We start from the raw sequence: 10,632 nt of genomic DNA, 5'->3' as shown, positions 1-10,632 counted from the left end.
CTGGCCGACGCCGAGGAACTACAGCGCGAAACGATGGTGACCAGCGTGCTCGACGGCGAACCGGTCCAGTGTCTTCGCGTGCCCGGCCCTACCTTCATGACGATGATCGCCGCGATCCTGCTGGGCGCCGTCTTCATCTTCGCGACCTTCCACTGGTGGGAGGCGACACTTGTCGCCATGGTCCTGACGACGATCTCGATCCTTGTATGGCTGTGGCGCGGCACATCGCTGATCCCGGAAAAAGCGGAGAAGGACGTCGGCCTCGGCCTCAGCCTGCCCCTTTACAAGTCCGGCCCGCAATCGGTCGGCTGGTGGGCCATGTTCATCACCATGGTCGGCGACGGGACCGCCTTCCTGTCCCTCGTCTTCGGCTATTTCTTCTTCTTTACGATCCACGAGGACTTCCCGCCGACTGGAGCGCCGACCCCGGGCCTGCTGTGGCCGCTGGTCTCTCTGGTCTTGACGGCCGGAGCCTGGGCGGCCGCCTGGGCGGCGTTGAAGACGAACAAGGCGGGGAATGTCGCCGTGGCGCGGCTGCTTATGGCAGGCGGTGCAGTCCTGGCCCTAGCCGGAGGGGCGGCACTCGTCTGGGCGCCCTATGGGGCCGGTCTCGATCCCGTCAGCCACGTCTATCCGGCTACGGTCTGGGTGCTCGTCATCTGGACGGTGGCCCATGCCGCCGTCGGCGCCCTGATGCTGGCTTATTGTCTGGCGCGCTCCTTCGCCGGCAGACTGACCCCGGTCTACGACATCGACATCGAGAATGTCGCCCTCTACTGGCACTTCATGGCAGCGACCGGTCTGATCACCGCCGCGACCATCGCCCTGTCTCCATCAGCGGCTTGAGGAGGCTGATTTGGCATTCTCCCGGCATACCCAGGACAATCTCTGGACGCTGATCACGGCGCCCACGATCTGGGCCTTTCATTTCCTTCTCAGCTACGTCGTCGCCGCCGTCGAATGCGCTCCGAACAACGACATCTTCGAGCCGATCGGCGGAACGCGGCTCCTGGTGGCCGGCATTACGGTCGTGGCCCTCGCAGGCATAGGCTTCGTCTTGTGGCGCTCCATCCGGGAATGGCGCTATCACGGCGGCGGCTACCGCCACAACGAGGACAGCGACCTGGACCGCGAAAGATTCCTGGAGTTCTCGACCGTACTCCTGGCGGCGCTCTCCTTTGTCGGCGTGCTGTTCGTCGCCATGCCCGCACTCACGATTTGGGATTGCCGATGACGGACACCGCAGCCCCATTCACCGGCAACCCGGCGCATTTATGGCCGCTCGCCGCCGGGCTCGCCCTGCTCGCTCTCATATGGTTCGGCCCTCTTCCCCAGATGGCAAGGGGGTCGTTCTCGGCCCATATGGTGATGCACATGGGAGTCGTCGCCGTCGTGGCGCCGCTGCTCGCTCTCGGCATCTCGCGGGCGATCCCGGCACAGGTAGCGGCCCTGCCGCCCGCCTTGGCGATCGCGGCGTCGCTGTTCGAGTTCGCCGCGGTCTGGACATGGCATGCCCCGGCGCTGCATGACGCCGCCCGGCTGCAAACCGGTCTCTTCGTCATGGAACAGGCATCGTTCCTTGCGGCAGGAGTGCTGGTCTGGACCACGGCGGTCGGAGCCAAGGCCGCCGGAGTCTTCGCGCTCCTGATCACGTCGATGCACATGGTTCTGCTCGGCGCGCTCCTGCTCCTGGCTCCCCGGGCGCTGTACGCCTGTGCCGAGGTCTGTTCGTCGGCAGCCTCTCTGACGCCGCTGGGTGACCAGCAGCTCGGCGGAGCGCTCATGCTCGTCATCGGAGGATCGGCCTATCTTGCCGGTGGACTGGCGCTACTTTCATCCGTCCTGCGGGATCGGGCGCCGATAGGGGAGGCCGGCTAGATGCGGATCGCTTTTACCCTGACCTGGAAGAAACTGCTTGCCGCAGGTGCCGGCGCCGTCGTCCTGGCGCTTGCGGTCAGCTTGTCCGGTCTCGTTTCCATCGCCGCTTCGACCGGGCATTACGGGATCGTCGGCTGGTTCCTGCACTGGACGATGCAGAACTCCGTCGATCGGCAGTCCATGCTGATATCCGTTCCGGAAGGCGTCGACCTCGCGGACCCCGCGCTGGTCCAGCGCACCGCGGGCCATTTCGCGACCGGCTGCGCCACCTGCCATGGCGCGCCCGGCGTGCCGCAGTCGCCGGTCGTCCTGTCGATGACGCCTCACCCGCCCCGGCTGGAGGAAAACGTCGGCGACTGGGAGGACCGGGAGCTGTTCTGGATCGTCAAGCATGGGATCAAGTATTCCGGCATGCCGTCCTGGGTCACGCAGCACCGGGAGGACGAAGTTTGGGCGCAGGTCGCTTTCCTGCGCGCGCTTCCGGACATGACGCCTGAACGCTATGCCGACTTGGCGCTTGGGGGGACTCCCGCCGGCTCGCCGGCCGAACCTGGGAGCGAAGCGGCGGCAGGTTCCGCCGGCGTATTCGAGACGGCGCTCGCGGACTGCTCGCGCTGCCATGGCCGCGACGGCCTCGGCCGTGGCTCAAGCGATGCGGCCGGCGCATTCCCGGTCATCGCCGGCCAGCCGAAGACCTATCTTCTGGCGACGCTGAAGGCATTTTCCACTGGTGCCCGCGAGTCCGGCCTGATGCAGCCGCCCGCCAGACGCTATGACGACGCGACCTTGGCGGCGCTTGCGGACTGGTACGCCTCCCAGCCCAGGGCCAACCGCTCCGAACCTGCTCCACGCATGAGCGAAACTGCAAGGGGCGACGGTATCCCGAGGCAAATCCTTCCCCATGGGTCCCGCAGCGAAAGCGCCATCGTCGCGTCCGCCGCCGCCGGCAACCTGCCCCCGGACCGGGCAGCACTGCTCGACCTTGGCCGCATGATCGCGCAGGAAGGGATAGCAGCGCGGAAGATCCCCGCCTGCGAAAGCTGCCATGGTCCCGAAGGGCGGTCGAAGAACGACCACTATCCCTATCTCGACGGCCAGCCCGAGTGGTACGCGAAGACTCATCTCGAACTCTGGAAAGAGGAAGAACGCGGCGGAACGCACTTCTCCCACCTGATGTCGAAGATAGCGATCAACCTGACGGACGAGCAGATCGCGGCCGTCGCCGCATGGTATGCGGAGAAGGGCAGGGACCCGGGAAAACGGGACACGCCGTAACGATCCAAGCCTGACCGGAGCGCCGCCACCGGCGCTTCCGGCAGCTTGCGAGATCATTCAACCTGATGGTTGACTATCGCGATAGCAACGCGTATATTCAACCGCATGGTTGAATTAAATCCGCATCCTCTGGATACAGTCTTTCATGCACTCGGCGACGCGACCCGCCGCCGCATGCTCCGCCAGCTCGCGGGCGGAGAGCGGACGGTCGGGCAACTCGCGGAACCCTTCGCGATTTCGCTCGCCGCCGCCTCCAAGCACATCAAGGTACTTGAAAGCGCCGGCCTGATCCGGCGTGAGGTTCGTGGCCGCACCCATCTGTGCCGCCTGGACCCTGGACCGCTGGCGAGCGCGCATGAGTGGCTGAACTTCTACGAACGCTTCTGGACCGGCCGTCTGGATGCCCTGGAACGCCTCCTCCGCGAGGAGGACGCCCGCAAGCCCCCCGCCCCCAAAGGAGACGACGAATGACCGAGCTAGCGACACTGGACGCCTATGGCGAGCTGATCGAGCCCGCTACCTTGAAGATTCAGCGGCTTCTGCCCGGTTCCGTCGAACGGTGCTGGGCCTACCTGACCGAAAGCGAGCTGCGCCGCCAGTGGCTGGCAGCCGGCGAAATGGAGATGAAGGTCGATGCTCCCTTCGAACTCGTCTGGCGCAACGACGAACTCAGCAACCCGCCCGGCGAGCGGCCGGCCGGCTTCCCCGAAGAGCACCGGTTGCAAAGCCGGATCACCGAACTCGACCCGCCGCGCAAGCTCGCCATCGCCTGGGGAAACACCGGCGGCGTCTCCTTCGAGTTGGAGCCCCAGGGAGACCAGGTTCTCCTCACCGTAATCCACCGCCGTCTGCCCGATCGGGAAACCTTGCTGAACGTCAGCGCTGGCTGGCACGCTCATCTCGACACGCTGGCCTCGCGGGCGAGGGGAGGGCAGGCGACTTCGTTCTGGGACGAATGGAGCCGGCTGAAGGTGGAATACGACCGGCTTCTACCGGCCTGAACCGGTCGAAGAAAAGGCTCCGCCCGGAAAGGGCGGAGCCTTTTCAACTCCGAAAACGTGTGGAAGCGGACCTGACCTAAAGCATCGGCCGTCCGCCGGTCACCGGAATGATCGCGCCGGTGATATAGCTCGATTCGTGCGATGCCAGCATCACATAAGCCGGCGCCAGTTCGGCAGGCTGTCCGGCACGCCCCAGCGGGGTGTCCCCGCCGAAGCTCTCGACCTTTTCCTCCGGCATGGTCGATGGGATCAGCGGCGTCCAGATCGGACCCGGCGCCACGGCATTGACCCGGATGCCCTTTTCCGCGACCAGACCGGCAAGCCCGGCGGTGAAGTTGGCGATGGCGCCCTTGGTGGTGGCATAGGCCAGCAGGGTCGGCGACGGGTTCTTCGCGTTGATCGACGTGGTGTTGATGATGGAGCTACCGGGCTTCATAAGCGGAATGGCGGCCTTGCACAGATAGAACTGACTGTAGATGTTAGTGCGGAACGTGACGTCCCACTCCTCGGAGCTGATGTCCTCGATGCTCTCGAAAGTCGCCTGATGGGCGGCATTGTTGACGAGGATGTCCAGCTTGCCGAAGCGGTCGATCGCCTCCTGGATGAGTTCCTTGCAGTGGGATTCCTCCTTGATGTCCCCGGAAACCACCACGGCCTTGCGTCCGGCCTGCTCGACCCAGCGGGCCGTTTCGCGGGCATCGTCGTGTTCGTTGTAGTAGGAGATCAGGACATCGGCGCCCTCGCGTGCGAACGCGATGGCCACGGCACGGCCGATGCCGGAATCTGCACCGGTGATGATGGCGGCGCGTCCCTCCAGCCTGCCGCTGCCTTTGTAGCTTTCCTCGCCGTGGTCCGGTTTGGGACTCATCTCGGCGGTCGAACCCGGCATGTCCTGCTGCTGCTTCGGCTGCGGCGGCTGGGGGGCGTCGTTTTTCGGGTCGGTTACCATATCGATCTCCAGTGCGGGTTCTCATCGCCAGCGCTGAGGCGTCAGGACCTGCCGGAGCTGTCCCCCTCGGCGGAAAACCCCGGATAGGACCCCGAACGGCCCTCATGCTGGCCTGTGTGTCGCAACAGGCCCCGCAGGAGTCGGTTCCGTTGGATCGGGCCGTCTTATTCCCTCTCAGATCCTCGTCGAGAACACGATCGCCACGGGTGTCACCGAGCGCGTCACATGCCCGGTCGGAGCGAGTTTTCCCGTACCCTGATCGACCCGGAACTGGACGATGGTGTCCCCCTTCTGGTTGGCGGCATAGAGCCATGCGCCGCTCGGATCGATGGCGAAATTCCGCGGAAAGTCGATGCCCGACGTGGTATGGCCGATCGGCGACAGCATGCCGTTTGCCGGATCGATCCGGAACCCGGCAATGCTGTTGTGCCCCCGGTTGGAGGCATAGAGGAATTTGCCCGAAGGATGGATCGCGATCTCGGCGGTACTCTGGGGACCGGCGTAACCCGCCGGCTCCGTCGACACGGTCTGCAACTGCCTACCCAACTGGCCCGAGGACTGATCGTATTCCAGCGCCGTGATCGTCGCATTCAATTCGTTTACGACATAAAGGATACCGCCGTTGTCGTGGAACACGACATGGCGCGGCCCGGCGCCGGGCGTCATCGACGCTTCGCTGACCAGTTGCAGGTTGCCGCCGTCTAGACGCAGGATCTGGACCTTGTCGATGCCAAGGTCGGCCGTGGCGATGAACCGCTTGCCCTTGTCGAACACCACGACATGCGGATGCGGACCTTCCTGCCGTTCCTCGTTCGGCCCGCTGCCCTTGTTGGCGAAGCTGCCGACGACGGTTCCCAGCCGGCCATCAGGCTCGATCGGCAGGGTCACGAAGTTGCCGCCCATATAGTTGGCGACGATCAGATACTTGCCCGTCGGATCGACGGTCAGGTGTCCGGGAATAGTGCCCATGACCGGCTGCCGGTTGAGCAGCGACAGAATCCCGGTCTCGGGGTTGATCGAGTACGCCTCCGCCGATCCCGTCTTCTGGCCCTGGTAGTCATCGATTTCGTTGATGACGTAAAGAAAGCGCTGGTTCGGGTCGAGCGCCACGAACGACGGATTGGCACTTGGAACCTGCTGAATCAGCATGAACTCGCCCGACCGTGGATCGACGCGGAACACCGACAGCCCGACCGGATTGTCGTTCCCGCCGCCCGGCGGGTCCTTGGTATAGGACCCCACATACGCAAAGCGCGCGGGAGTCTCGGCAAAGGCGGTTCCAGGCAAGCCTATACCGGACAAGGCAAGAATTACGCCGGCGGCGCCAAGCGCGCCTGCCGCCAGGACCTGGCGGCGGTCGACCGAAGTTTCCAGCCAAGTTTCCGATCCACCCCGGCGGCGCGGCTGGCACGTGTGATCGTCTGACATCGATAATCCTCCCTGTGGCGACAGCGTGAAAACCGCTCCGCTCATTGTTGCTGCAGCAACTATAGACCGCTTAGTACAGAGCCGCCGAGTGGGAAAATTGGGGTCCGCCGCATCACTTTTTCAGTTCTAATCCCGAAGCCGAGACTATGCAAAGTTTGTTTTCCATAAGTAATATTATGCGTCGTTCTGAATGATGGGGTACACGCAACCGATGGGGCAAGGACTACCGCGGGTACTATTGTTTGCGGGCCGACGACAGTGCGCGCCGGGGCCACTGGCCATGGCCCGGCGCCGACGGCGGCAGCGGTTCGGCCGAAAGCCGTGCCATGGTCCGTTTCCCACTGAGCGTGGCATCAGAGCGGCTCAACACAACTCTACGCCGCTGCCTCGGCTACCGCACTCCGGCCGAGGTCTTCGCCTCGAATCTCGCCTCCCTACCCGCCTCACGGTAGCTTGACGCCAGCCCTGTCGCACTTCGACTTGAATTAGAGGCGGCCGCTCCCGGAGCTCGCCGCCTTACCCTTCCTAAAGTAGCTTGCAGGAAGCAGAGATCTTGCACCTCATAGCGCAAGGCCGATCGCGCCGAACAGACCAAAGATCAGGGCGAACAGCAGCACGGCCGCGAGGACACCGAGACCATGGCCGACCAGCACGCAAACACCGTCCCGTCCTAGCAGCCCCAGTGCCAGAACCACGATCGCGGCTCCGGGGAAGGCGTTGCCGAACGGTACCGGAAACGCCAGTATGACTCCCTGGGCGATGATCATGAGACCGGCTGCCGTTGCTCCCGCTCCGGTGCTGAAACGCACCATTCGCGGGCGCATGCGCTTCTCGGTCCGGCGCAGAAGCGGAATGGTTCGCCGAAGCACCGCATCGAGAAATGCCCGCGGCAGCCGCCGCGTCGCGATGAAGGAAGGAAGAACGACGTCGCCGCCGCGGATCATCATCCGGGTGACGATCAGCGTAACGGTGCTGCCAAGAACAAGACCGACCGGCAATCCGGGGGAGGGCACGATCGCCAGCAGTCCGAAGAACAGGACCGTGACCATCGTGGCACCGCTGCCGAAATGAGCCATAGCCTGGCCCACGGTCGGCCCGTCGACCCCCGCCAGCCTGCGGATGCCGATCAGTTGGCGGGCCAACGACCCCGTGATCAAGCTGCTCATCCCGAACTCCCCGTAAAGCATCGTGCTCCGTCATCGCCCCCCAGGCATTGCCGGAACTGTTCAGGCTGCTTCGGCCCGCTTCCGGGATGCATCGGCAAGGGCATCTCCGGCAGCTGTCTCGTGCAGCGGCGGCAACCAGGCCAGGGACGGCAAAGACTGGCTGCTCCAAGTCACCATGGCGTGATTGCGAACAAGGCGGTGGACATCCTCGATCAGCCACGCGCGCCGGCACCCGATCAGCTCGAGCTGACGATCCGACAACTGCTCCAGAGCCGCATGGATCTTCCAGACGTCGCGGTCGAAGCGCCAATCGCAGTAACGCTCCACCGCAGCCTCCTTCAGCCTTAGCCACCAGGCGCCGGCACGTCGCGCCAAGTTCGCCGGCATGGGCTGGGAATGTTCCGGCTGGAAATCAAAGATCGACACCATGGCAAGCTCCTTTGGTTCCTGTCAGAAGTTGCCAACAAACGCCGGACCCAGCTCTTTCATTCATGGGCAGGCAAAAAAACTGCGGACGTGCTCGCTGGCCGGCGGACTGCCGCTCTTTGGCGGGAATCGATGACAGGTCGCGGATGAAGACGAGATCCCGCGCGTTCTTTGGCCGAGCTTGGGTCACAGGAGATCTTGCATGCCCCGTCAATCCATCGTCGACACACTTCCCGAGCACATCGTAAGCCTGCGCCGTTTCGCTTTGGTCCTGACGCGCAACCGCGATGACGCGGAGGATCTCGTGCAGGAAACCTTGACCCGCGCGATCGCCGCCGTCGACAGCTTCCAGCCTGGCACAGACCTGCGGGTTTGGCTGTTCCGGATCATGAGCAACACCCATGTCAGCACGTTGCGCAAGCGGCAGGTGCGCGACGCCGCCCGAGCCAGCCTGCCCGACCCGGTGATCGAGGCGACGCAGTCGATGCATGTCGAGATCCGGCAGTTGCTCGCCGCCCTTGACGAACTTCCCGACTCCCAGCGCAAAGCCATCGTCCTGATGGCGCTCGAGGATATGAAGTACAAGGACGCCGCACAGGTCCTCGAGGTTCCGCTTGGTACCTTCATGTCACGCATCGCGCGCGGACGCGAAGCGTTGCGCCGCGCCATGGAGGGAGTAAAAAGTGTCAGGCTCCGGATAGTTGGAGGCCGTCCATGAAGCCCGCAGTCAGCGAAACCGACCTGAACGCCTATCTTGACGGTCAGCTCCCGCCCGAACAGGCAGCTGATCTCGAGGCCGGTCTCGCCGAGGATACGGAAGCGAGCAGCCGCCTCGATGCCATGACCGAGCAGAAGAAAATGCTGCGCGCGGCGCTCATGGCGCTGCCGGCCGGAGAGGGGTCGCCGAAGACAGCCGACCTCGAACAGCGGCTCGCCGGCCGGCTGCGGCAGCGGGAGCGTATTTCCGAAGGAAACTGGGCGGCAGGCAATTGGCTGCGCAAGGCGGCAGCAGCAATCCTCCTGGTTGCTGCCGGCTGGGGTGGTCATATGACCTATGCCGACCTGTCGCACCCGCTGCCGGAGTATGTGGCGGAAGCAGCCGGAGCTCATCTGGTGTTCGCCGACAACCCGCACCGCCCGGCGGACGTCGATCCGACGCAGCCTCTTCAGATGGCGTCATGGCTGTCGAGCCGGCTGGGAAAATCGATCACCGTGCCGTCCTTGGAGCCGCTGAACATTTCGTTCATCAGCGCCCGCCTGCTCGGCACCAAGGAAGGGCCGCTAGCCCAGGTCGTTTACGAAGATCAGAACAGGCATCGCATGACGCTGTCGATCGCGCCGCACAGCTATCAGGGGAACACCGGGATCCTTCACGCTGAGCGCGGCGGCATCAATCTGGCCTACTGGAGCGATGCCGAACTCAGCTACGTCCTGGCAGCAAAAACGACTGCCGCCCAGATCGAGGTGATCGCGGCGGAAATCGTAAACGCCGGACAGGACGCTGCGAAATGAACAGGATATCGCGCTGAGGGCTGCCATCGCTGAGGGCTGTCGTCGCTGACGGCATCGCGGGAAAGGACGTTTCCAAAGAAACGTCCTTTTTTTTGCCCAATGGAACAGCCGTGCCTTTGGATGAAACGAAGCCGATGCGCGTTCTTCGCATCTCCCTTGTCAAGGATGTGTGGATCATGGACACCCCGCCGACAGCTTTTCGTACCTTGTCGATCCGCTTCGGCGCAGCACTGGGGCTGCTCGCCATGACTGCGGGTTTTGCCGGCGGCTATGCGTTTGCACGCAACGAAGCCCCGGAAACGACACGCATCGTCGCGACCGCGTGCGGTGTCGCACCGGCGGAAGCTCCCTTTGCCCTTCCGATCGGAACGATCGGAGAGCACGCGCCGCACCTGCCGCTTATGGTCGGCCCGATCAACATCGATGGCAGCACCACCGTGCTCCTCCGGTTCGATCCCACCCTGGACGGGAAGGACGACAAGGTCATCAGGCTGGGCGACGTCCTGTATCTGCCGAGAACCATCGGCGACCGTCCGTCGCCTCCGACGGAGATCCGGTTGAGCTGCCGCAACGGCACCCTGGCCGCCGTGCAGTACCATCTGGATGACTTCGCCTCCAGCTTCACGGTGGTTCACCACGTCGATGACTTTCCGGCATCGGGATCCTGAGAACTATATTAAAGGCAAAAAATAAAACAGTTTTCCTGGACGAATTATAGACATGCCGCGTTCTTGAGATGACTTCGTCAATCAAAGGAATGGGCGATTATGACAGATAATCATGCATCCGAATACAGATCTATCTTAGATCTGAAGCCGCAGATTTCGCCAGAAGTAGCCGATTTCCGGCCCGACCGAGTGCAGCCGGGCTGGTTCAGCAAACAGTTTTGGCTGAAGCCTCAGGCATGCAGCCCGATGATCCTGCCACCGGCGAAACACGGCGCTTTAATCGGGATGACGGCCCGCCTCTTCCGGCCGAAATCCTGACGCACATCACC

General features: G+C 63.7%; 13 protein-coding genes. 9 read left to right on the top strand and 4 right to left on the bottom strand.

Annotated elements, in window-relative coordinates; translation table 11 throughout:
- The 6 genes from AC5JJ6_RS25245 to AC5JJ6_RS25220 form a co-directional block, all read left to right on the top strand.
- Window positions 1–846, top strand: an 846-nt coding sequence (locus AC5JJ6_RS25245) for a cytochrome c oxidase subunit 3 family protein (RefSeq protein WP_496044710.1), incomplete at its 5' end; no start/stop codon positions are given.
- A gap of 10 nt (window positions 847–856) precedes the next feature.
- Complete coding sequence (locus tag AC5JJ6_RS25240) at window positions 857–1,234, top strand: hypothetical protein (protein ID WP_496044709.1); 378 nt, start codon at window positions 857–859, stop codon at window positions 1,232–1,234.
- A complete protein-coding gene (locus tag AC5JJ6_RS25235) occupies window positions 1,231–1,878 on the top strand; it encodes a cytochrome c oxidase assembly protein (RefSeq protein WP_496044708.1) in 648 nt (215 codons plus the stop codon). Before AC5JJ6_RS25240 ends, AC5JJ6_RS25235 begins: the two co-directional genes overlap by 4 nt.
- Window positions 1,879–3,153: a c-type cytochrome gene (locus tag AC5JJ6_RS25230; protein WP_496044707.1), complete on the top strand. Its 1,275-nt coding sequence runs from the start codon at window positions 1,879–1,881 to the stop codon at window positions 3,151–3,153.
- 105 nt (window positions 3,154–3,258) lie between these two features.
- A complete protein-coding gene (locus tag AC5JJ6_RS25225) occupies window positions 3,259–3,624 on the top strand; it encodes an ArsR/SmtB family transcription factor (RefSeq protein ID WP_496044706.1) in 366 nt (121 codons plus the stop codon).
- Window positions 3,621–4,154 carry an SRPBCC family protein gene (locus AC5JJ6_RS25220; protein ID WP_496044705.1) on the top strand — a complete coding sequence of 178 codons (534 nt, stop codon included), beginning with the start codon at window positions 3,621–3,623 and terminating at the stop codon, window positions 4,152–4,154. The genes AC5JJ6_RS25225 and AC5JJ6_RS25220 overlap by 4 nt, the downstream gene beginning before the upstream one ends.
- Window positions 4,155–4,230: 76 nt before the next feature.
- Here the strand turns inward: AC5JJ6_RS25220 and AC5JJ6_RS25215 are convergent, their stop codons facing one another.
- The 4 genes from AC5JJ6_RS25215 to AC5JJ6_RS25200 form a co-directional block, all read right to left on the bottom strand.
- Entirely contained in the window at window positions 4,231–5,103 is an 873-nt protein-coding gene (locus tag AC5JJ6_RS25215; RefSeq protein ID WP_496044704.1) for an SDR family oxidoreductase, read from the bottom strand.
- A gap of 174 nt (window positions 5,104–5,277) precedes the next feature.
- The gene (locus AC5JJ6_RS25210) at window positions 5,278–6,531 is read right to left on the bottom strand and encodes a lactonase family protein (RefSeq protein ID WP_496044703.1); all 1,254 of its coding nucleotides are present in this window, start codon (window positions 6,529–6,531) and stop codon (window positions 5,278–5,280) included.
- A 560-nt stretch (window positions 6,532–7,091) separates the two neighbouring features.
- Entirely contained in the window at window positions 7,092–7,697 is a 606-nt protein-coding gene (locus AC5JJ6_RS25205) for an exopolysaccharide biosynthesis protein (protein ID WP_496044702.1), read from the bottom strand.
- 60 nt (window positions 7,698–7,757) lie between these two features.
- A complete protein-coding gene (locus AC5JJ6_RS25200; protein ID WP_496044701.1) occupies window positions 7,758–8,126 on the bottom strand; it encodes a hypothetical protein in 369 nt (122 codons plus the stop codon).
- Window positions 8,127–8,325: 199 nt separating this feature from the next.
- Between AC5JJ6_RS25200 and AC5JJ6_RS25195 the strand changes: the two genes are divergently transcribed.
- From AC5JJ6_RS25195 to AC5JJ6_RS25185, 3 genes are all read left to right on the top strand, one after another.
- Window positions 8,326–8,841 (top strand): sigma-70 family RNA polymerase sigma factor, encoded by a 516-nt coding sequence (locus AC5JJ6_RS25195; RefSeq protein WP_496044700.1) that lies wholly within the window; start codon window positions 8,326–8,328, stop codon window positions 8,839–8,841.
- Complete coding sequence (locus AC5JJ6_RS25190) at window positions 8,838–9,635, top strand: anti-sigma factor family protein (RefSeq protein ID WP_496044699.1); 798 nt, start codon at window positions 8,838–8,840, stop codon at window positions 9,633–9,635. Before AC5JJ6_RS25195 ends, AC5JJ6_RS25190 begins: the two co-directional genes overlap by 4 nt.
- Window positions 9,636–9,811: 176 nt before the next feature.
- Window positions 9,812–10,303, top strand: coding sequence for a hypothetical protein (locus AC5JJ6_RS25185; protein ID WP_496044698.1), 492 nt, complete (start codon window positions 9,812–9,814; stop codon window positions 10,301–10,303).
- Window positions 10,304–10,632: the final 329 nt, after the last annotated feature.

It is taken from the genome of Skermanella sp. (genome assembly GCF_059503625.1).
The sequence above is the reverse complement of the archived record's forward strand: the minus strand, read 5'-3'. Positions and strand labels throughout refer to the sequence as shown.

What these genes read in the sequence shown, in the direction of transcription:
- AC5JJ6_RS25235 (WP_496044708.1), top strand. Translation starts at nt 1,231, where the DNA reads ATGACGGACACCGCAGCCCCATTCACCGGCAACCCGGCGCATTTATGG.
- AC5JJ6_RS25230 (WP_496044707.1), top strand. Translation starts at nt 1,879, where the DNA reads ATGCGGATCGCTTTTACCCTGACCTGGAAGAAACTGCTTGCCGCAGGT.
- AC5JJ6_RS25225 (WP_496044706.1), top strand. Translation starts at nt 3,259, where the DNA reads ATGGTTGAATTAAATCCGCATCCTCTGGATACAGTCTTTCATGCACTC.
- AC5JJ6_RS25220 (WP_496044705.1), top strand. Translation starts at nt 3,621, where the DNA reads ATGACCGAGCTAGCGACACTGGACGCCTATGGCGAGCTGATCGAGCCC.
- AC5JJ6_RS25215 (WP_496044704.1), bottom strand. Translation starts at nt 5,103, where the DNA reads ATGGTAACCGACCCGAAAAACGACGCCCCCCAGCCGCCGCAGCCGAAG.
- AC5JJ6_RS25210 (WP_496044703.1), bottom strand. Translation starts at nt 6,531, where the DNA reads ATGTCAGACGATCACACGTGCCAGCCGCGCCGCCGGGGTGGATCGGAA.
- AC5JJ6_RS25205 (WP_496044702.1), bottom strand. Translation starts at nt 7,697, where the DNA reads ATGAGCAGCTTGATCACGGGGTCGTTGGCCCGCCAACTGATCGGCATC.
- AC5JJ6_RS25200 (WP_496044701.1), bottom strand. Translation starts at nt 8,126, where the DNA reads ATGGTGTCGATCTTTGATTTCCAGCCGGAACATTCCCAGCCCATGCCG.
- AC5JJ6_RS25195 (WP_496044700.1), top strand. Translation starts at nt 8,326, where the DNA reads ATGCCCCGTCAATCCATCGTCGACACACTTCCCGAGCACATCGTAAGC.
- AC5JJ6_RS25190 (WP_496044699.1), top strand. Translation starts at nt 8,838, where the DNA reads ATGAAGCCCGCAGTCAGCGAAACCGACCTGAACGCCTATCTTGACGGT.
- AC5JJ6_RS25185 (WP_496044698.1), top strand. Translation starts at nt 9,812, where the DNA reads ATGGACACCCCGCCGACAGCTTTTCGTACCTTGTCGATCCGCTTCGGC.